Genomic DNA, 19,310 nt, shown 5'->3' on the forward strand with positions numbered 1-19,310 from the left:
CCCTCTCCGAGTCACCACTTGTGGGCGTACGGCTCCTGGCTCCGGCGTGGCTGCGGGCCGCCGACGGGTGCGGTCAACTCGGCGCCGACGCCCGGCCGTTGCCCGGAGACGCTGCTCGGACCGATCCCCCGGGGCGCACCCGCCGGGCCCCGCTGACCCTCGCCGAGGACCAGGAGCGGGTCGAACATCACCACCACTCCGGCCAGCACGAGGAAGATGACCGGCCCCAGGAGCATCGGCAGCAGCAGCGAGGTGGGCGAGTCACCGGCCCACGACCCGCCGGTCGTGCCGTGCAGATGAACACTGACGGCGGCCATACCCGTGTAGTGCATCCCGCAGACGGCCACACCCATGATCAGGCTGGCCCCGAGGCTGGTCAGGAAACCGCGGATGGTGACGGCCGCCCACAGCGCCGCGGTCGCGGCGACGATCGCGATCAGAACGGAGAGCCCCACGGTGAACGCGTCGTACTGAATGCTGCCGTCGAGGCGCAGCGCCGCCATGCCCAGATAGTGCATGGCGGCCACGCCGAGCCCGGTGATGACGCCCGCGCCGGTCAGCGCCCCCTTGCCCGCACCCAGATAGCCCACGATGAACACGCCGATGCCGACGACGACGATCGCCACGGTGAGACTGAGGACGGTCAGGCCCGTGTCGTAACGGATCCCGCTCTCCTCGACATCGAAGCCGATCATGCCGATGAAGTGCATCGTCCAGATGCCGCAGCCGATCGACGCCGCGCCGAGCGCGAGCCAGCCCGGCTTCCAGGACTGTCCGTCGAACAGGGACCGGACAATGCACCGCAGCCCCAACGCCCCTCCCAGGCAAGCCATCAGATAGGCCGCCACCGGCGTCACCGCACCATATTGGAACCCGTCAACCGTGCCTTGCATGCGCCAACTCCCCCCAGAGCCATGGCTGTTGTGAGATGCAAGGTGTACGGGTCAAGGGTGCGTAAAGCAAGCCTTTACCGCCGGTAGCCGTTGAACTCTGCATCACCGTGAGTCGACTTCGGTCACACGGGGGCGAGATTCGGCCAGGCGCGAGTCAGGCCCGGGAACGGCTGCACCTGCCCCGGTGCCAAGCCCCAAGTGGTGCCGGGCCCCGGAATGTGGCACAGATGGTGGGTGTGAGGCGCGGGCCGGCAGCCGAAGGGTCGGGACATGCGGAACCTGGCGATCATCGAGGCACCGTCCGTGCTGGGGCTGCGGCCGTCCGGCGTCCAGGACCTGCCGGAGGCTCTGTTCGACGCCGGTCTGCTGCTCGGGGTCGACGCGGTACGGGCCGGCCGCGTCGAACCAACGGCATACGACCCGACGCGGGACGCCGGCACCGGGATCCTCAACCCGCACGGCATCGCGGAGTACTCCATCCGGCTGGCCGACGTGGTCGGCGGTGTCCTCGACGCCGGGCGCTTTCCCCTCGTGCTCGGCGGAGACTGCACCATCCTGCTCGGCAACCTCCTCGCCCTGCGCCGCCGCGGCCGCCATGGACTGCTGTTCCTCGACGGCCACACCGACTTCTACCAGCCCTCGGCCGAGCCGATGGGCGAGGCGGCCTCGATGGAACTCGCCCTGGCCACGGGCCGCGGCCCTCGGCTGCTCACCGACCTCGAAGGCCGCGGCCCCCTGCTGCGGGACGAGGACGTCGTCGCCTTCGGCTTCCGCGACACCGTCGAGTCGACCGAGGCCGGGATGCAGCCGCTCCCGCCCCACCTGCACGCGATCGACCTCGACGACGTGCGCGCGTCCGGCGCCACCACGGCAGCGCGCCGGGCGGTCGACCGACTCACCGCAGGCACCGGCGCCCGGTTCTGGGTCCACCTCGACGTCGACGTCCTGGACGACACGCTCATGCCGGCCGTCGACTACCGCCAACCGGGCGGGCTGACCTGGGAGGAACTGGAAGGCGTACTGGATACGGCGCTGAGCGACCCCGGAGCCGTGGGGCTCGACGTCACGATCTTCAACCCACGCCTCGACCCGGACGGCAGCATCGCCGCCCGCCTCGCCGCGTGCCTGCGCCGGGCATTGAGGGGCAAGGCCCGCCCACGTGCGTGACCGACCCATTCCGAGGAGCCGGCCCGTGTGTGCGCGACCGTTCGTCCAAGCGTCGTCGATCTTTGTCCATGGGCGGATCCGCCGACGGGGGCGAGGGTGGGACCATGAGCGAATTCGGTACCAGGGAGTCGGACTCCCTCCTGCACGAGCGCACCACCGAACGGCGCCGGATGCCGAGAGGACTGATCGCGCTGGCATTGGGCGGGTTCGGCATCGGGCTGACGGAGTTCCTGATCGCCGGGCTGCTGCCGCAGGTGGCGTCGAGCTTCGCGGTGTCCGAGGCGGCGGCGGGCCGGCTGATCTCCGGGTACGCGCTGAGTGTCGCGATCGGCGCGATCGCCCTGACCGCGGCGACGGCCCGCCTGCCCCGCAAGCCGGTCCTGGTCGGCCTGGTGGCGCTGTTCGTCATCGGCAACCTGCTGTCCGCCGTCGCACCGAACTATCCGGTGATGCTGCTCGGCCGGATCGTCGCGGCGTTGTGCCACGGCTCGTTCTTCGGCATCGGCTCGCTGGTCGCCCGCAGTCTGGTCGCGCCGGAGAGGAAGTCCCGCGCGGTGGCGGTCATGTTCGCCGGCCTGACGGTCGCTAACGTGTTGGGCGTGCCGTTCGGGGCGTGGGTCGGTGAGCGTTGGGGCTGGCGGGCGGCCTTCTGGGCGGTCACCGCGATCGGCGTACTGGCGCTGGCCGGGATCGCCGCCTTCGTTCCTGGCCGGGCGGACGCCGGCCGGACGCGGCCGCCGACAGCGACGACGAGCCCCGCACACCCGATACCGCCCAGCGGCCTGCGAGCCCAGCTCCGTGCGTTCCGGTCCTGGCAGGTCTGGCTGACACTGACAGCCACCGCGTTGAGCTACGGCGGCATGTTCGGCGCGTTCAGCTACATCGCCTACACGTTCACCGAGGTCGGCGGATTCTCGCCGGCGGACGTCTCCTGGCTGCTGATGGTGTACGGGGTCGGCCTGGTCGTCGGGAACCTGATCGGCGGACGAGCGGCCGACCGTGACCGTGACCGCGCCCTGGTCCTCGCCTTCCTCGGACTCACCCTCACCCTCGCCCTGTTCGGTCTGCTGGCCGACAGCGCCGTGGCGTCGGTGATGCTGACGTTCCTGATGGGGCTCTTCGGGTTCGCCGGCGTGCCCGGCTTGATCACTCGCGTCACCGACTTCGCCCACGGGGCGGCGCTGGCCGCGAGCGCCAACGTCTCCGCGTCCAACCTCGGCAACGCCCTCGGCGCGTGGCTCGGAGGCGTCGCCATCACCGCGGGCCTCGGCTACACGGCGCCGCTCTACGTCGGCGCCGGCATCGTCCTCGTCTCCGTCGCCGTCATGGCCGTGGCCGCACACCTGGCCGGATCACCCGCACACCAGTAACCGCACGAGGGTCCGTACGGGGGGCGTGCCGGGCCGGGCCGAGGCGGCCCGCGGGGTTACCGTCGGCGGCATGGACGGCGATCGCCGGGGATGGCGCGAGTGTCTGCTCAGCGGGGCGGTGTTCGCCGTGTGCATGGCCGGCACCACGCTGCCGACCCCGCTCTACCCCCTCTACCGGGAGAAGTTCGGGTTCTCCGAGCTGACGGTGACCGTCGTGTACGCCGTGTACGCCTTCGCGGTCATCGGCGTGCTGCTGCTGGTGGGCAACGCCTCGGACGCGGTGGGACGACGTACGGTCCTGCTGTGGGGCCTGGGGTTCGCGGCCGCCAGTGCCGTCTGCTTCCTGTGCGCCACAGGGCTGGGCTGGCTCTTCGCGGGACGGCTGCTGTCGGGACTGTCCGCGGGCCTGTTCACCGGGGCCGGCACGGCGTACGTGATGGAGCTGGCGCCCCACGGCGGCACCGCGCGGGCCACGTTCGTGGCGACGGCGGCCAACATGGGGGGACTGGGCTGTGGTCCGCTGCTGGCCGGGGTGCTCGCGCAGTACGCCGCCTGGCCGCTGTACCTGCCGTTCGTCGTGCACCTCGCCCTGGTGGCCGGCTCCGTCGCCGTCCTGCTGCGGCTGACGGAGACGGTGCGGCAGCGGGCGCCGCTGAGCACCGTACGGCCTCAACGGCCGGGTCTGCCCGTGCGGGTGCGGGCAGTGTTCGGGCCCGCGGCGATCGCGTCTTTCGTGGGGTTCGCGCTGTTCGGGGTGTTCACGTCGGTCAGTCCGGCATTCCTCGCGGAGTCCCTGGACGTGGACAGCCACGCGGTGAGCGGGCTGGTCGTGGCGCTGGCCTTCTTCGCCTCCACCGCCGGACAGCTGGCCGTCGGCCGGGTCGGGGTGGGGCGATCGCTGCCGCTGGGGTGCGCCGGTCTCCTCGCCGGGCTGGCGCTGCTCGCGGGGGCACTGCGGTGGGACCTGATGGCGCTGGTGGTGGCGAGCGCGCTCGTCGGCGGGGGCGGGCAGGGGCTGGCGTTTCGCGGGGCGCTGGCCGCCGTGGCCGAGGCGTCCCCGGCGGACCGGCGCGCGGCGGTGATTTCGACGCTGTTCGTGGTGGCCTACACGGGCATCTCGGTACCGGTCATCGGCGTGGGGGTGCTCACGGGCCCGATCGGCCTGGAGGGCGCGGGGCTGGTGTTCATCGCCTGCATGGCCGTCCTCGTCTCGACCGCGGCCGTCTACCTGGTGCGGCGGCCGGTACCCGCGAGGGCGTGAGCGTCGCCCGAGGACGAGCGAGGCCGACAAAAGCAAAGGCAAGGAGGTCACCCACTCCTTGCCACTCTCAACATATAGCGCACAGGGGGCCTTGCGGCAAGGCCCCCGTCGTGCCGCAGAATCGTCGGCCGAAGCCAGGACCGGGCGGAAATCAGGCATTCGCGAAGCATGCGTGCTCGCGGTGGGGCCGGCCGAGACTCAACATCGTCAAATGGGGGTTCACATGATCGACGTGATCGTGGTCGGCGGCGGCCCGACCGGCTTGATGCTGGCCGGTGAGCTGCGGCTGCACGGCGTGCACGTGCTCGTGCTGGAACAGGCGCCGGAGCCGCCCGCGTACGTCCGCGCGCTCGGCCTGCACGTGCGCAGCATCGAGGTGATGGACCAGCGCGGTCTGCTGGAGCGGTTCCTCGCACACGGACGGCAGTACCAGGTCGGCGGCTTCTTCGCCGCCATCGAAAAGCCCTGGCCCGAGCGGATGGACACCGCGCACGGCTACATCCTCGGCATCCCCCAGACCGTCACCGACCGCCTGCTGGCCGAGCGTGCCGTCGAGCTCGGCGCCGAGGTGCGGCGCGGCTGCGAGCTGGTCGGGCTGAGCCAGGACGAGGACGGGGTGAGCGCCGAGCTGGCCGACGGCACGCGGCTGCGCTCGCGCTATCTCGTCGGCTGCGACGGCGGCCGCAGCACGGTGCGCAAGCTGCTCGGCGTCGGCTTCCCCGGTGAACCCACCAAGGTCGAGACGCTGCTGGGCGCGATGGAGGTGGGCGTGCCGCCGGAGACGGTGACCGCGGTAGTGACCGAAGTCCGCAAGACCCAGAAGCGGTTCGGGCTCGGCCCCATGGGGGACGGGGTGTACCGCGTCGTCGTGCCCGCCGAGGGGGTGACCGAGGACCGCTCGGTCGCGCCGACCCTCGAAGAGTTCAGGAAACAGCTCCGGGCGGTCGCCGGCACCGACTTCGGCGTGCACTCACCGCGCTGGCTGTCCCGGTTCGGCGACGCCACCCGGCAGGCCGAGCGCTACCGGGTCGGCCGCGTGCTGCTGGCCGGCGACGCGGCGCACATCCATCCGCCGACCGGCGGACAGGGGCTCAACCTCGGCATCCAGGACGCGTTCAACCTCGGCTGGAAACTCGCCGCCGAGGTGGCCGGCTGGGCACCGGAGGGGTTGCTGGACAGCTACCACACCGAACGGCACCCGGTGGCCGCCGACGTGCTGGACAACACCCGCGCGCAGATGCAGCTGCTGTCCACCGAGCCGGGGACGCAATCACTGCGCCGGCTGCTGTCGCAGCTGATGGACTTCGAGGACGTGAACCGCTTCCTGATCGAGAAGATCACCGCGATCGGCGTCCGCTACGACTTCGGCGACGGCCATGAACTGCTCGGCCGGCGCATGCGGGACATCGCGCTCAAGCGCGGTCGCCTCTACGAGCTGATGCACGGCGGCCGCGGACTGCTGCTCGACCGGACCGGCCGGCTCTCGGTGTCGGGCTGGGCGGACCGGGTCGACCACGTCGTCGACGTCAGCGAGGAGCTGGACCTGCCCGCGGTACTGCTGCGACCGGACGGCCACGTGGCGTGGGTCGGCGAAGACCAGCAGGACCTGCTCACCCGGCTGACCGAGTGGTTCGGCGCGCCCGCCAGCTGAGGGCGCGTCAGTGGCCGCGTGGTTCCCGAGCGGCTCAGAACGTCCGCTTCAGCAGCTCGAGCAGCGTCGCCCAGTGCCGTTCGTCCGCCTCGGCGTTGTACGCGGAGGTGTCGGCCTGCGTGAACCCGTGCCCCGCCCCCGGGTAGACCTCGCAGCGGTGCCGAACCCCCGCCTCGGTGAGCGCGCTCTCGAGGCGCTCTATCTGGTCGACGGGCAGGGACGGGTCCTGGTCCGCATGACCGAAGTACAGCTCGGCGGTGATGTGCTCGGCCACCAGGTGCGGGCTGTCCGGAGCCTCCGTCGCCAGCCGTCCGCCGTGGAATCCGGCCGCCGCCGCGACCCGGTCCGGGAACGTGCCGGCGGTGAGCAGGGACAGTCGCGCGCCCATGCAGTAGCCGGTCAGCGCCACCGGACCGTCGGCCGCCACGGGGCAGTCGGCCAGCCAGCGCAGATAGGCGTCGGCGTCCCGCATCGCGAGTTCGGGCGTCAGCGCCCGCATGATCGGCATGATGTTCTCGAAGATCTCCGGCCGGGCGCCGGGATCGATGAACTCCGGCAACTCGACCACCGGAGCGCGCCCGTGACGGTAGAACACATTGGGCACCAGCACCGTGTAGCCGGCCTCCGCGAGGCGGTCCGCCATCTCCCTGAGCCGGGGCCGCAGACCGAAGGCGTCCATGTACAGCAGGACCGCCGGACGGGGCTCCCCGTCAGCGGGGTGGGCCAGATAGGCGTCGACGGTGCCGTCCTCGGTGGGGATGTCGACGGCGTTTCCCTGTACGGCGGTCATGGCTGGGACGTGCCTCTCTGCGTGGGGGCGTCGGCGAGGGCCGGCCCGTGGGAGGGGCCGGGTCGGGATCATCGTGGCACGCGAGCCCGAGGGCGCCGCGACCCACCCCCCACCTCGGCCCCTCTCACTCGAACCGGGATGTGTCGCCCGCTCCCTTCCGCACGATCTCGGCCTCGCCGCCCGAGAAGTCGATCACCGTCGTCGGTTCGGTGCCGCAGTCCCCGGAGTCGACCACCGCGTCCAGCACATGGTCCAGCCGGTCCTTGATCTCCCAGCCCTGGGTCATCGGCTCGTCCTCGTCGGGCAGCAGCAGCGTGCTGGACAGCAGCGGCTCCCCGAGCTCGGCGAGCAGCGCCTGGGTGACGACGTGGGCGGGGATGCGCACGCCGACCGTCTTCTTCTTCGGATGCTGGAGCATGCGCGGCACCTCCTTCGTCGCGGGCAGGATGAAGGTGTAGCTGCCGGGCGTCGACGCCTTGATCGCGCGGAACACGTCCTTGTCGACCAGCACGAACTGGCCGAGCTGCGCGAAGTCCTGGCAGACGAGGGTGAAATGGTGCCGGTCGTCCAGTCGGCGAATGGTCCGGATCCGGTCGATGCCGTCACGGCTGCCCAGTCGGCAGCCCAGCGCATAACAGGAGTCCGTCGGATACGCGATGAGCGCACCGGAGCGGACGCTGTCGGCGACCTGGGTGATGGTGCGCGGCTGGGGGTTGTCGGGGTGCACGTCGAAGTACTTCGCCATTCACCGAGCCTATGCCCTCGATGCCCGACAGCCGCGCAGGCCGGGGCAGTCGGACCAGGGGAGTGTGGCCGCGCGGCAGGTACTGCGCGGGTGCGCGGGATGCACGTCGACGCGGTGATCGTGGTTCGGCCGGTGGGGGGAGTGCGAAAGGTGGGTGCTGCGCTGTCGATGGCGCACGAAGAACACGTACGCGGCGGCCCTCGGCGCCCGCCGCCGGCCCCGCGGTCCGGGACACCGGCCCGGGACACCGGCCCGGGACATCGGCCTCGCCGTGACCGCCCCCGACGGCTGTTCTCAACCTGCCGTACGCACCGAATCCCGGATCACCAGCTGCGTGCTCAGCACGACGTGGTTGTCGGACGGGAAACCCACCTCGCGTTCCAGAGCGAGGCGTACGGCGGTGCGGCCCAGCTCCTCGTAGGGGACGCGGACCGTGGTGAGGGCCGGGGTCAGGTCGGCGGCGAACGGGACATCGTCGAAGCCGACCACGGAGACATCGCGCGGGACGCGGAGACCGGCCTCGCGCAGGGCCGCCAGCGCCCCCAGCGCGACCACGTCGGACCCTGCGAAGACCGCCGTGAACCCGACTCCCGCGCGCAGCGCATCCCGGGTGCGCAGGTAGCCCGACTTCCGGGTGTAGTCCCCGGCGGTGTCCAGCTCCTCGACGTACGGCGTGCCGTGGGCGCGCAGGGCGTCCTGGTGACCGAGGTGGCGCTCCTCCGCGCTGCTGAAGCCGCGAGCGCCGCCGAGGAAGAGGACGCGCCGGTGACCGGAGGTCAGCAGGTGCGCGGTGGCCTGGAAGGCGCCGCCGCGGTTGTCGTAGTCCACCACCGTCGCCGGCACGCCCTCGGGAAGGGGCGGCCGGCCGCACAGCACCAGCCGGGAACCCGCGGAGTCCAGCGCCTTGGCGTAGCCGGCCATCCGGCGGTGATAGGCGTCGTCCGGCACTGTGCCGCCGACGAGGACGACCGCCGCCGCGTGCTGTTCCCGCATGAGCTGGACGAGGTCGTCCTCCCGCTTCGTGTCGCCCTTGGTGGAGCACACCAGGCTCAGCCGCCCCCGGCTCCCGGCCTCCTGCTCCACTCCGGCGGCGACGTGGGCGAGGGACGGCCCGGTGATGTCCTGGAGGACGAGGGCGATGGGGCCGGCGACACGTCCGGAGAGCGCCTTGGCGTGGACGTTCACGACGTAGTGGAGGGAGTCGACGGCGGCCATGACCCGCTGTCTGGTTTCCGCGGACACCGGATAGTTGCCCGCCAGCGTCCGGGAAACGGTTGCTACCGAGACACCGGCCTTCGCGGCGACATCACGGATGGTGCTCGGCCGGTCGGCCGATCGTGCTTTCCGCTTCGCCTTCTTCGCTCCCGGCCCGCCGGATGGGCCTTCTTCCTCGTCCGTCACGGTTCCGACGTTACTGCACCGGCTCGGCCTCGTGAGCCCGCGGATCGGAGAAGTACGGGCCCACGTAAGCCATGCGCGGGGGAAAACGTTTCCCGCTCGGTGTTCGTCAGCTCGGCGTCAGCACCACCGCTTGCCCGCCCGCCGGGGCCATGGCCACGCTCAGCGTGGTCTCCGCGGTGACGGTCCCGGTGCTGACCACGACCGGGGTCCGGTACGGGCTGGTGCCCGGGGTGCCGTCGGCGTAGACGGTAGCCGTGTACGTTCCGCCGCCCAGGAACGACAGGGGGAGCGACAGGGTCCGGGACGTCTCGTTGGTCATGGCCCCGAGGTACCAGGTGCCGCCGGACCGGCGGGCGACCGCCACGTACTCGCCGATCGACCCGGCCAGGGTCCGGCTCTCGTCCCAGGTCGTGGGGACGGCGTTGAACCAGGGCAGTCCCGGCCAGTTGGCGGGGTTGGAGTACTTGGACGGCTTGTCGTACCAGAAGAGGAAGTTGAGGGGCTGGTAGTACACCGCGGCCATCGCCATCTGGTGGGCGTTGGTCGTCTTGTCGCGTGACTGGCCGTAGCAGATGGTGTAGTCCATCGGGCCGCCGATGTTGCGGGCGAAGGGCAACGTCACGTTGTGCGTGGCGGTCGGGAACTGCTCATTGCCCCGGACGCCTTCCAGGCTGATGTAGTTCGGGTACGTGCGCTCGTAGCCGAACGGCCGGACGTCGTCGTGCATGTCGATCAGCAGCCGGTGCTTGGCGGCCACCTGAGCCCAGTCGGTGATCTGGTCGGTCATCGTCTGGGTGCCGTCGTTGATGAAGCCGAGCTTGATGCCCGCGACGCCCCAGCTCTTGTAGAGGCCGAAGAGGGAGTCCGCGTCGGTCAGCGCCAGCCAGTTGACGTAGAGGAAGACGCCGATGCCCTTGCTCGTGGCGTACGAGATGACCGACGGCAGGTCGATGGCGGCGATCGGCTTGGTCGCGTCGGGGGTGCTGAACTCGGGGCCGTACCAGCCGGCGTCGTACTCGATGTACTCAAGGCCCCGGGCCACGGCGAAGTCGACGCCCGCGAGGCCGGCCGCGGTGCTGAGCTCGCAGCGGAAGACCTTGCCCGGCTTGATCCACGAGGTGTCGGTCAGTGCGCTGGGCGGGGCCAGATTGAGCACCAGTTCGGCGTTGTCGACCAGTTCGGCGTGGGTGGAACCGATGACCAGCGCGCGCCACGGCGTGGCGAACGGGGTCGTGACCGTGCTGGTCGTCTCGACCGTTCCGGTGCCGCGGGCGGTGTGCTCCATCAGGAAGGCGGAGAGGGTGCCCGGCTGCCCGTCGACCGAACTGAGCATCAGGCGCGGGAAGTTCAGCCGGGAGGACTCGCAGATACAGGCGATGAGCCCGTCGGAGAGCGTCGCGGTCAGCGGGAGGTCGGTCAGGGGGCCGTTGTCCGTGGTGGAGGTACCGGTGACCGGGATGGAGCCCGGCGCCACCGGGAGGTAGGCGTTCTCGTCGCGGGCGCTGTAGACGGTGGTGTCGTCGGGGAAGACGAACGTCGTCAGCTCGTCGGAGACGGTCGCGGTGCCCTCGCCGAGCAGGACATAGCGCAGCGCGACACCGGTCTTGTAGGCACGGATCCGGACGCCGAAGCCGATCCCCGTGGCGTTGTCCCGCAGGTCCCAGCGCTGCTCCTGGTAGAGGTCCGTGACGGTGGCGTTGCGCCCGTACACCGGGGTCCAGGTGGTGCGGGAGGTCCGGTGCCCCTGCCCGGTCACCGTCACGTCGTTGCCGAGGACGCTCCCGTCGCTCAGCCTGAGACCCAGGACGGACGTGTCGATCACCGTCCTGCCGTTGTGCCGGGCGGACCACCGCAGCGCTCCGTCCACCACCGACATCGTGATGGTGTTGCCGCCCATGCGCGCGGTCGCGTCGACCGAGTCCCGCGCAACGGCCGGGCCATCCGCCGCGTGGGCCGGCCGCGCGGCGCCGACCCCCGCCGCGGCCAGACCGGCGGTGACGGCCGTGCCCTTGAGCATCCCCCGCCGCGACAGCGCCCCCGGGCTGCCCACTCCGTCCGGCGCGAGCTCTTCCCGGTCCTGCGAAGTTCTCATCTTGGAAGGGACCTCTCCCTTGAGCGCCGCGGCGGTGCACGGCTCGATCCGAGTGGAGGATGCGTACGGTAAACGTTTTCTGCTGGGGAATGTTCTACGCGTCGATATGAGGCGGGGTCAAGAGTGGGGTCGAGAGCGGGTGCAAAGGCCGCGGGGGATGACCGTCGCACCCCTGGGAACCCGCCCCCGATGCGTACCTGGGCGTACCGCCGTGCACGGGTGAGGTAACGTCCGAGCGGTATGTCGTGAATAAAGTTCAGGACGAGGTGAAGGCCGACGTGGCTGGCAGAGGGGACGGGGTCCGTCAGGCGGGCGTCCGGGACGCCGACGCCTCGCTGTGGGCGCAGGAGTTGCTGGACCACCTGCGGCCGACCGGGCAGGGCATACCCCGGGTCGTCGCCTGGCTCGCGGACGCCGTACAGGGCACCGCCTCGCTGCAGGACGACACCGGAACGCTCCTCGGCGGCACCCGGCCGACCCTGGACGAGCACCTCGTCGCGGCCGTCACCGCCGGCCGTATCGCCTCCGCCGCCTGGGAGCACCAGGGCCGTCACCTGCGCCTGGTCAGGGTGGCGTACCCGAACCGGCCGTCGGCCGGCGTCCTCGCGGTATCGCGCGAGACCCCCTTCGACCGGCGCTCCTCCGAGATCGTCACGCACACCGTCCAGGTGATCGAAGTCCTGCTCAGAGCGAGCGAGATGACCGCCGCCGGACGCCGACTCGAGCGGGCGACATCCGATCTGCGCCTGGCCATCCTGCAGTTGCTGATGGTGGAGGACACCGTCTCCGCACGCCGGGTGGCCGCGGGACTGTGGCCCGGACTGCTCGACACCGACACCGCCTGCGTCTACGTCGTCGAGTGCACCGCCGAGGACCGGGACCGGCTGGCCGGAGAGTGCATCGACGCGACGGGCGAACGGGCGCTGGTCGTGCTCTGCCCGGCGGTCGACGAACACGTCATCGTCGTGACGCCCGGTGAGGCCGAGGCCCAGGAACTGCGCTCGCTGATCGGCCCCCGCCCCCGCACCTTCCTCGGCGGCAGCGCCCGGCAGAGCCTGGCCCGCACCGCCACCGCGTACGGCCAGGCCGTCAGTGCCCTCGCCGTCGCGCACTTCCGTTCGGACAAGGCCGCGGTCTACGCCGAACGCACCCATCCCGAGCGCCTGACCGACCCGGCTGCACTGCGCGGCTGGACGGCCCGGCTGCTGCACCCGCTCGACACCCTGCCGCACCACACCCGCGCCGAACTGCTCGCCACCACCCGGCTGGGCCTGGAGTTCACGGCCGTGAACACGGCCAAGGTGCTGGGCGTGAGCCGCAACACCGTCCGCGCCCGCATGGAACGCGTGGAAGCCCTCCTGCGCACGGACTTCGCCGACCTGACCGCCCGTGCCGTGGTCCACCTGGCGCTCAACAGCCAGGTGAGCCTGGCGGACACACCGGCCGACACCGGCTCCTGCGAAGCGGCCTACGCCTCGCTGCACGACCTGCTGTCCGGGCCCGCCATGCGCACCTGGGCGCAAGAACTCCTCGCCCGCCTGGAGCAGGACACCCGGGACCTGCGCCGCACCCTGCGCACCTGGATCGCCGAGGGCGGCAACGCCGAACGCGCCGCGCAGACCCTCGGCGTCCACGCCCAGACGGTCCGCGAGCACGTCCGCAGCGCGGAACCCGTCCTCGAACGGCAACTCCTCGCCGGCGGCAGCGACCTGTACGAGGTCGTCCTGGCCCATCTCGTCGTGGGCGACCTGGATCAGCCCACCCTGCACGGGGCGAAACCGGGCCTTCCGGACTCACCTGTGCACAGGTGAGTCCCGAGGGCGCCGCAGCGGGCATTGATGCGATACCCAATCTGCCCGCGTAGACGTAAGTTCGACTCGCCGCGGGGGCACGACCGGAACGGGGGACCGGTCGCGTCCCCGCTTCCGGCCGTTCAGGCCCGCAACCGCACCGGTATCTCCCGCCAGCCGAACGCGATGAACGACGGCACCTGACGCAGCTCGTCCTCCCCGACGGCAAGACGCAGACCGGGGAAGCGGTCGAAGAGGGCGGGCAACGCCGTCAGCGCCTCCACGCGAGCGAGCGGGGCGCCGATGCACCGGTGCACCCCGATCCCGAACGCCAGATGGTCATCGGCTCCGCGCGACGCGTCGAAGCCGGCCGCGTCCGGCCCGTAGCGCGCGGGATCCAGCCCCGCGGCGGCGTACGTCGTGATGATCGCATCCCCGGCCGCGATGGTCACGTCCCCGACCTTGAGGTCGCTGACGGCGAACCGCAGGGGGAGCGACGCGATCGACGGGTGCACCCGCAGGGTCTCGTCGATCACCGCGTCCCAGCCGATCTCGCCGGACCGTACGGCGGCCAGCTGCTCGGGGTGCGTGAGCAGGGCGACGACCGCGTTGCCGATGAGATTGACGGTCGTCTCGAAACCGGCACCGATCACCAACAGCAGCGTGTACAGCAGCTCCTCGTCGCTGAGCCGGTCACCGTCCTCGTCCCGCACTCGGATCAACTCGGTCGTCAGATCGTCCCCGGGGTGCTCGCTGCGGTGGGCGATCAGTGCCCCCAGTACCGCACCGATCTGCTGCTGCACGAACGCGGCGTGCTCCGGAGTCGGGTCGGAGGTGTCCATGATGGCCGCGATGAGCGCTCCGGTGTCCTTCCGCAACTCCTCGGGCACACCGAACAGTTCGCAGATCATCCGCATCGGCAGGGGGTGGGCGAGCCCGGCCTTGACGTCGATGACCGACCCGCCGTCATCGAGCGCGTCGAGCAACTCCGCGGTGATCGCCTCCACCCGTGGCCGCATCATCTCCGTACGCCGCTGCGTGAAACTCGGCGCGACCAGCTTGCGCAGCCGCGTGTGGTCGGCGCCGTAGGTGGAGAGCATGTTGACCACCCCGACCCAGCCCAGGATCCAGGCCCAGGAGGGGCGTTCTGCGATCTCGGGCCACAGTCGCCAGTGCTGTCGCGGGTCCTTGCTGACCCGCGGGTCGAGGATGAGCTCCTTGAGGGTGTCGTAGCCCGTGGGCGCCCAGGCGGGGATGGAGCCGGGCAGTTCCACGGGCACGATCGGGCCGAGGGCGCGCAGCCGGGCGCTCTCGCCGGGGATGTCGGCGCCGAACGGGTCGATGGCGACGCGGTCGATACGGTCGGACACGGTCACGACGGAACTCCTGGCTGGTCGAGGGAGCGGGGGCTGAACCGGACGGGCAGGGCGGTCAGGGAGCGGTGGAAGGGGCCGGGCCGCCAGGTCAGGCGCTCGCGGGGCAGGACCGGCTCCAGGTCGGGCAGCCACTGGGTGAGCCGTTCGATCGCCTCGGTGGCGATGAGCAGCGTGTGCTGCCGGACCGGGCAGGCGTGCGGGCCCGCCGACCAGGACAGGTGCGAGGTGTCCCTGGGGTGGCGGCCGCTGGTGATCTCCCGCTCGGCGAAGCAGGTGAGCGCTCCGTAGGAGACGACCACCGGCACCGCGGCCCTGATCCACGTGCCGTGGAAGGACACGGGCGTGCGGGCGTAGTGGATGCCGTAGTTCGCCAGCGGGGTCTCGTGGTGGAGCACCTCCACCACCGCGTCCATCACGGGGCGGGCTCCGCTGGTCAGGGTGGAGTAGTAGAGCGGGTTGCCGAGGATGCGGGAGAGCGCGTTGGACACCAGGTTGGCGGTGGGCTCATGTCCGGCGCCGAGGGTGAGGAACACCTGCCAGGTGACCTCCTCGGCGGTGAGGCCGGCGGGGTGGTCCAGCAGCCGGCTCGGCAGATCGTCGCCCCGCCGCTCGGCCTTGGCCGCGATCAGCTCCAGTACGTAACCGCCGTACTCCGCCTCGCCCTCGGCCGCTTCGGCGCCGCCCTCCATCATCTTGCCGAGCGCCACGTGGAGCCGGTCGCTGTGACTGTCCGGCAGCCCGAAGAGGTTGTTGAACACCAACGCCATCAGCGGACGCGTGAACTCGCCCACGAGATCTGCTTCGCCCTTGGGCCCGAACCGGCCCACCAGCACCCGCACCGCCCGGTGCACCCGCGCCCGCAGGTCGTGCGGCTCGATCCGGTCGAAGGTGTCGATCAGCGAGGTGCGGTACCGGACATGGGCCGCGCCGTCGGCGAACAGCGAGTTGGGCCGCCAGCGCATCATGCCCAGGATCGGCGAGTCGTCCGCGACCGTCGACTCCCACGGCCGCGGGTCGTGCGAGAACGTGTCCGTGTCGTGCAGCAGATCCAGCGCCGCGCGCCGGTCGGTGACGACATACGCCGGCACGCCCGGCGCCAACTCCCCCCAGCCGACCGGGCCCTGGGCGCGCAGGGCCTCGTAGTACGGGTACGGATCCAGCGCGAAGCCGTCCTCCCACAGGCGCACGGGCGCCGAGCGGGAGAAGGCCTGCCGGTCGGGGGAGTGGGCGGTCACCGGTCCTCCGGAGCGTGACGGTCGATCAGGTTCTGGACCAGCGCGAGCAGCGCGTCGACGGACGAGACGGCATCCCGCGCGTCACACGTCACCATCGGCGTGTCCGCGTCCAGGTCCAGGGCGGCGCGCAGCCGTTCCTCGCTGTAGTGGCGCGGTGCGTCCGGAAAGGTGTTGAAGGCGACGGCGTACGGCAGCCCCGACTCCTCCACCAGCCCCAGCACGTCGAACGACGCGTCGATCCGACGGCTGTCGACCAGGACCAGGGCACCCAGCGCGCCGTAGGCGATGTCGTCCCACAGCGCCCGGAACCGCTCCTGCCCGGGCGTGCCGAACAGATACAGCACGACCCCGCCCGGCAGGCTGATCCGGCCGAAGTCGACGGCGACGGTGGTAGTCGACTTGTCCCGCACCCCGGCGAGATCGTCCACCTGCGCGGACGCCTCGCTGAGTGGCTCCTCGGTGTGCAGGGGCCGGATCTCGGAGACCGAGTCGATCAGCGTCGTCTTGCCCACGCCGAAGGGACCGGCGACCAGGATCTTGACCAGGTCGAGGGCGGTGTCGGGCAGGTGGATGCCGGCGGCCGCACCAGGTGTCTCACCAGGGGGCTCACCAACTACCCTGGCCGTGCGGCTAGTTGTGCTTGAGGGCGCGAAGGCCATCGGCCACTCTCTTCAGCAGGTCGGGGTCGAAGCGTCCGGCGGGCGGGATCGGCGCACGGGCCAGTACGAGGTCGCGGTCGATGAGTTCGGCCGCCAGGACGCGTACCGCGGACACCGGCAACCGCAGCAGCGCCGCGGCCTCGACGACGGTCAGCGAACCATCGTCCAGGGCGTCCAGCAGGGCGAGTTGGGCGGCGGGCAGACCGGCGGGGGCGGGCGCGCCGGCGCCGGTGAGCACCGACAGCCGTTCCAGATGGGGCCGACTGGGCCGGGCCACGCCGCCGGTCGACAGATACGCGGGGACCAGGGGGCGGCCGGCACGGCGGCCGGTCATGCCGAAGCGCCGCCGTCGGCACGCCGGGGCGCGGCGGCCATCGCCTTCTCGCCCAGCCGGGCCACCTGCGAGTGCACCCGGTGCGCGAGCAGATCCAGGCGCACCTCCGCGTCCCCGTACGCGGCCACGCAAGTGCCGTGGTCCGTCGGCACGATCAGTACGTAACCGTGGTCCGACTCGATGACGACCTGCCGCACCTCGGCCCGCTCCCGGTCGGCGAACGCGGCCGCCGCGGTACGGCACGCTCCCTGCACGGTGCTGGTGATCGCGGCCACCCGCTCGGCCGAGGGCCGGGTGAGCGCGTCCGTGTACCCCGTCACCAGTCCGTCCCGCGTGAGCAGCACGGCGGCCACCACATGTGGCACCTGCAGGATCGGTTCGAGCACCCATGCCGTGTCTCCCACATCGCGGCTGGTCATCGAGCCGTTCCCCCTTCATGGTCGATCTGATCGGTGTCGTTCGGCGTCGCGGTTTCCGGTACGGCGGTGGAGGCGTCGCCGGTTGTCTCGTCGGCCGCGGAGCGCGCGGCGGCGGTACCCGCTTGCAGCGCACCCAGCGCGGCGGCGGCCTGCTCCGGGCGGCGTACGGCGGGCGGCGGCGCGGGCACGTCACTCGCCGCGGCGGCCACCCTCGCACGGCGTCGGCGCTGCGGCAGACCGCCAGTGTCGCGCGGGGCGTGATGGCCGGATACGGCACCGGAGGCGGCGTCGTCGTGTTCGGCCCCGTATCCGTGCGAGGCGCCGGACGCCTCGTCCCGGGACGGGCCGGACTCCTCGCCTCGCGAGTCGGGAGGGGCCGCGCCCCGTGCGTCGACGGACTCCGCGTCCCGGGAGGCCGTGCGGGTCGAGCGCGGCGCGCTCGCCGCGGGCGGTCGCTCGTCGGGGTCGATACGGCTGAGCAGATGGCTGTCGACCCGCAGCACCGCCCGCACTCCGCCGTACGGCGACGGCGACGACATGTCCACGCTCAGGTCGAACTGCCGGGTCAGCTGTCCGATCGCGGCGAGCCCCATGCGCGGCGGATCGCCGAGTTCGGTGAGGAGAATCGGCTCGGAGCCCGCCACCAGCCGCTGAGCGCGGGCGCGTTCGTCCTGGGCCATGCCCAGACCCGCGTCGTCTATGGTGACGCAGGCGCCGTGATGCACATGCTCCAGGTTGACCACGACATCCGTGTCCGGCGCGGAGTGCCGCAGGGCGTTGTCGAGGAGTTCGGCGACGATGATCGCGACCGGCTCCACGGCGTGCGACACCAGGGCGGTCCCGGCCGCCAGGTGATGGTGGACCCGCACCCGGTGGTAGCCCGCGAGCCGGGCCTGGCCGCCGGTCACCGCGTCCACCAGATGCGACTCCTCGCGGGCCAGCCCGACCCAGGCTCCGCACACCACGGCGGCGACCTGCGCCCGCCGCAGCGACTGCTCGTTCTCGTGGTCCAGTTGGAACAGGGTCTGCGTCAACTCCGGGTCGTCGTACTTCTGTTGAAGCCCGCGCAACGCGTCCTGCAGCCGGTACAGCCCGGCCTGGATCTCGCGCGTCGCCCCGCGCATGCCGGCCTGTGCGGCCGCGTCGATCCGGGTGCGCTGCGCGGCCAGCTCGGTGTGCAGTCCGGCCAGCACCTGCTCCAGCGCGCGGCCCAGCGGTGTCCCCGCCGTCTGCGGATGCAGTGGCCCCGGCACGGTGACATGCGGATGGGCCGGCTGTCGGGCGGCGGCCGGGACGCGCCGCGCCGCGAGATGCTCGACCTCGGCCGTGAACACCTCGACCACGCCGTTGAGTTGGCGGCGCAACGCGGCGATCTCGGCACGCTGCCTGGCCTGTTGCCGCTGTGCGCGCAGCAGCCCGCCGCCCAGGGCGAGCGCGGACAGCATGCCGACGGCGAGACCGCCGGTCGCCAGGTCCGGTATTTCGATCATCGAGTCGGTTCCCAGGGGGTCGGGTCGGGGGCAGTCGGGCAGGGCTGTTTCCGAGGCCTTGCGGCGAGGCGTTCGGAGCACAGTACACACCGTCATCGACCGATCTCGCACGGTCGATCGACACTTCGCTCCGAAAGTGCCGGGACTCTGATCGCTTCTGTGTCGAGTGTCTGAATTGCCGCACAACATGCGGGAGTTGGCGCGAATGCCCGCCTCCTGCGGGGTCGCGTGTGTGCCTGTTCGGGCGGCGGGTACTCGGCGAGGCCAGGAACGACAACGCCGGAGGAGGCCAGAATGACCAGTGGCACGGAAGCCGGCCACGTAACCGGTACGCCGGACAAGGACTACAACCTGATCTGGTACGTGGAGGCATGCCTGAGCAACGCGCTGCGCCTGGAGAGCTACATCGAGGACGCGGAGCGCGGCAAGGACACCGAGGTGGCCGACCTGTTCCGCAAGGCTCAGGCGGACAGCCGCAAGGGCGCCGAACTGGGCAAGACGCTGCTGCGCAGGCGGCTGAACGGCGGCTGACCCGATCGGCGGCTGACCCCAACGGCGGCTGACCAAGCCCTTCCGTAGGGCTCAGCCCCTCCCGCAGGGGCCGGCCCTCCCGCAGAGCCCGGACACCGACGAAGCC

17 protein-coding genes are annotated in these 19,310 nt (G+C 71.6%); 6 read left to right on the forward strand and 11 right to left on the reverse strand.

Annotation, left to right across the window (positions count from 1 at the left end; all coding sequences use genetic code 11):
• Positions 1-11 precede the first annotated feature (11 nt).
• On the reverse strand, positions 12-893 hold the full coding sequence (locus ACTMVF_RS39310; protein ID WP_441275884.1) for an MHYT domain-containing protein: 882 nt from the start codon (positions 891-893) through the stop codon (positions 12-14).
• 270 nt (positions 894-1,163) lie between these two features.
• Here ACTMVF_RS39310 and ACTMVF_RS39315 point away from each other — a divergent pair, with 270 nt between their 5' ends.
• The 4 genes from ACTMVF_RS39315 to rox all read left to right on the forward strand — a co-directional run bounded on the left by ACTMVF_RS39315 (position 1,164) and on the right by rox (position 6,342).
• Positions 1,164-2,060 carry an arginase family protein gene (locus ACTMVF_RS39315; protein WP_441275885.1) on the forward strand — a complete coding sequence of 299 codons (897 nt, stop codon included), beginning with the start codon at positions 1,164-1,166 and terminating at the stop codon, positions 2,058-2,060.
• 170 nt (positions 2,061-2,230) lie between these two features.
• Positions 2,231-3,430 carry an MFS transporter gene (locus ACTMVF_RS39320; RefSeq protein WP_441275935.1) on the forward strand — a complete coding sequence of 400 codons (1,200 nt, stop codon included), beginning with the start codon at positions 2,231-2,233 and terminating at the stop codon, positions 3,428-3,430.
• A gap of 70 nt (positions 3,431-3,500) precedes the next feature.
• The gene (locus ACTMVF_RS39325; RefSeq protein WP_441275886.1) at positions 3,501-4,691 is read left to right on the forward strand and encodes an MFS transporter; all 1,191 of its coding nucleotides are present in this window, start codon (positions 3,501-3,503) and stop codon (positions 4,689-4,691) included.
• Between the two features lie 223 nt (positions 4,692-4,914).
• A complete protein-coding gene (gene rox, locus ACTMVF_RS39330) occupies positions 4,915-6,342 on the forward strand; it encodes a rifampin monooxygenase (protein ID WP_441275936.1) in 1,428 nt (475 codons plus the stop codon).
• Positions 6,343-6,376: 34 nt separating this feature from the next.
• On the opposite strand, the gene ACTMVF_RS39335 is transcribed toward rox, so the two are convergent.
• From ACTMVF_RS39335 to ACTMVF_RS39350, 4 genes are all read right to left on the reverse strand, one after another.
• Positions 6,377-7,132 (reverse strand): dienelactone hydrolase family protein, encoded by a 756-nt coding sequence (locus tag ACTMVF_RS39335; RefSeq protein ID WP_441275887.1) that lies wholly within the window; start codon positions 7,130-7,132, stop codon positions 6,377-6,379.
• A 124-nt stretch (positions 7,133-7,256) separates the two neighbouring features.
• Positions 7,257-7,877, reverse strand: a complete 621-nt coding sequence (locus tag ACTMVF_RS39340) for an L-threonylcarbamoyladenylate synthase (RefSeq protein ID WP_274248915.1) — start codon at positions 7,875-7,877, stop codon at positions 7,257-7,259.
• A 294-nt stretch (positions 7,878-8,171) separates the two neighbouring features.
• Positions 8,172-9,278 (reverse strand): LacI family DNA-binding transcriptional regulator, encoded by a 1,107-nt coding sequence (locus ACTMVF_RS39345; protein ID WP_441275888.1) that lies wholly within the window; start codon positions 9,276-9,278, stop codon positions 8,172-8,174.
• 106 nt (positions 9,279-9,384) lie between these two features.
• Positions 9,385-11,370, reverse strand: coding sequence for a glycoside hydrolase family 97 catalytic domain-containing protein (locus ACTMVF_RS39350; RefSeq protein WP_441275889.1), 1,986 nt, complete (start codon positions 11,368-11,370; stop codon positions 9,385-9,387).
• Between the two features lie 278 nt (positions 11,371-11,648).
• Between ACTMVF_RS39350 and ACTMVF_RS39355 the strand changes: the two genes are divergently transcribed.
• Positions 11,649-13,181: a helix-turn-helix domain-containing protein gene (locus ACTMVF_RS39355; RefSeq protein ID WP_441275890.1), complete on the forward strand. Its 1,533-nt coding sequence runs from the start codon at positions 11,649-11,651 to the stop codon at positions 13,179-13,181.
• Positions 13,182-13,303: 122 nt separating this feature from the next.
• Here ACTMVF_RS39355 and ACTMVF_RS39360 read toward each other — a convergent pair whose 3' ends face one another.
• Genes ACTMVF_RS39360 through ACTMVF_RS39385 form a run of 6 tightly spaced genes read right to left on the reverse strand, consistent with a single transcriptional unit; the run spans position 13,304 to position 18,673 of the window.
• Positions 13,304-14,536, reverse strand: a complete 1,233-nt coding sequence (locus ACTMVF_RS39360; RefSeq protein ID WP_441275891.1) for a cytochrome P450 family protein — start codon at positions 14,534-14,536, stop codon at positions 13,304-13,306.
• Positions 14,533-15,771, reverse strand: coding sequence for a cytochrome P450 (locus tag ACTMVF_RS39365; protein WP_441275892.1), 1,239 nt, complete (start codon positions 15,769-15,771; stop codon positions 14,533-14,535). The genes ACTMVF_RS39360 and ACTMVF_RS39365 overlap by 4 nt, the downstream gene beginning before the upstream one ends.
• Entirely contained in the window at positions 15,768-16,430 is a 663-nt protein-coding gene (locus ACTMVF_RS39370; RefSeq protein ID WP_441275893.1) for a GTP-binding protein, read from the reverse strand. The genes ACTMVF_RS39365 and ACTMVF_RS39370 overlap by 4 nt, the downstream gene beginning before the upstream one ends.
• Entirely contained in the window at positions 16,402-16,764 is a 363-nt protein-coding gene (locus ACTMVF_RS39375) for a DUF742 domain-containing protein (protein WP_441275894.1), read from the reverse strand. The genes ACTMVF_RS39370 and ACTMVF_RS39375 overlap by 29 nt, the downstream gene beginning before the upstream one ends.
• Positions 16,761-17,183, reverse strand: a complete 423-nt coding sequence (locus tag ACTMVF_RS39380; RefSeq protein ID WP_441275895.1) for a roadblock/LC7 domain-containing protein — start codon at positions 17,181-17,183, stop codon at positions 16,761-16,763. The genes ACTMVF_RS39375 and ACTMVF_RS39380 overlap by 4 nt, the downstream gene beginning before the upstream one ends.
• Positions 17,180-18,673, reverse strand: coding sequence for an ATP-binding protein (locus ACTMVF_RS39385; protein WP_441275896.1), 1,494 nt, complete (start codon positions 18,671-18,673; stop codon positions 17,180-17,182). The genes ACTMVF_RS39380 and ACTMVF_RS39385 overlap by 4 nt, the downstream gene beginning before the upstream one ends.
• A gap of 294 nt (positions 18,674-18,967) precedes the next feature.
• On the opposite strand from ACTMVF_RS39385, the gene ACTMVF_RS39390 reads away from it, so the two are divergent.
• A complete protein-coding gene (locus ACTMVF_RS39390) occupies positions 18,968-19,204 on the forward strand; it encodes a hypothetical protein (RefSeq protein ID WP_403337808.1) in 237 nt (78 codons plus the stop codon).
• Positions 19,205-19,310 lie beyond the last annotated feature (106 nt).

It is taken from the genome of Streptomyces sp. SD31 (assembly GCF_052068475.1).
Classification (GTDB): Bacteria; Actinomycetota; Actinomycetes; order Streptomycetales; family Streptomycetaceae; genus Streptomyces.

Excerpts from the sequence above, each read along its gene's own strand:
- ACTMVF_RS39310 (WP_441275884.1), bottom strand. The coding sequence starts at position 893 with ATGCAAGGCACGGTTGACGGGTTCCAATATGGTGCGGTGACGCCGGTG.
- ACTMVF_RS39315 (WP_441275885.1), top strand. The coding sequence starts at position 1,164 with ATGCGGAACCTGGCGATCATCGAGGCACCGTCCGTGCTGGGGCTGCGG.
- ACTMVF_RS39320 (WP_441275935.1), top strand. The coding sequence starts at position 2,231 with ATGCCGAGAGGACTGATCGCGCTGGCATTGGGCGGGTTCGGCATCGGG.
- ACTMVF_RS39325 (WP_441275886.1), top strand. The coding sequence starts at position 3,501 with ATGGACGGCGATCGCCGGGGATGGCGCGAGTGTCTGCTCAGCGGGGCG.
- rox (WP_441275936.1), top strand. The coding sequence starts at position 4,915 with ATGATCGACGTGATCGTGGTCGGCGGCGGCCCGACCGGCTTGATGCTG.
- ACTMVF_RS39335 (WP_441275887.1), bottom strand. The coding sequence starts at position 7,132 with ATGACCGCCGTACAGGGAAACGCCGTCGACATCCCCACCGAGGACGGC.
- ACTMVF_RS39340 (WP_274248915.1), bottom strand. The coding sequence starts at position 7,877 with ATGGCGAAGTACTTCGACGTGCACCCCGACAACCCCCAGCCGCGCACC.
- ACTMVF_RS39350 (WP_441275889.1), bottom strand. The coding sequence starts at position 11,370 with ATGAGAACTTCGCAGGACCGGGAAGAGCTCGCGCCGGACGGAGTGGGC.
- ACTMVF_RS39370 (WP_441275893.1), bottom strand. The coding sequence starts at position 16,430 with ATGGCCTTCGCGCCCTCAAGCACAACTAGCCGCACGGCCAGGGTAGTT.
- ACTMVF_RS39375 (WP_441275894.1), bottom strand. The coding sequence starts at position 16,764 with ATGACCGGCCGCCGTGCCGGCCGCCCCCTGGTCCCCGCGTATCTGTCG.
- ACTMVF_RS39380 (WP_441275895.1), bottom strand. The coding sequence starts at position 17,183 with ATGACCAGCCGCGATGTGGGAGACACGGCATGGGTGCTCGAACCGATC.
- ACTMVF_RS39385 (WP_441275896.1), bottom strand. The coding sequence starts at position 18,673 with ATGATCGAAATACCGGACCTGGCGACCGGCGGTCTCGCCGTCGGCATG.
- ACTMVF_RS39390 (WP_403337808.1), top strand. The coding sequence starts at position 18,968 with ATGACCAGTGGCACGGAAGCCGGCCACGTAACCGGTACGCCGGACAAG.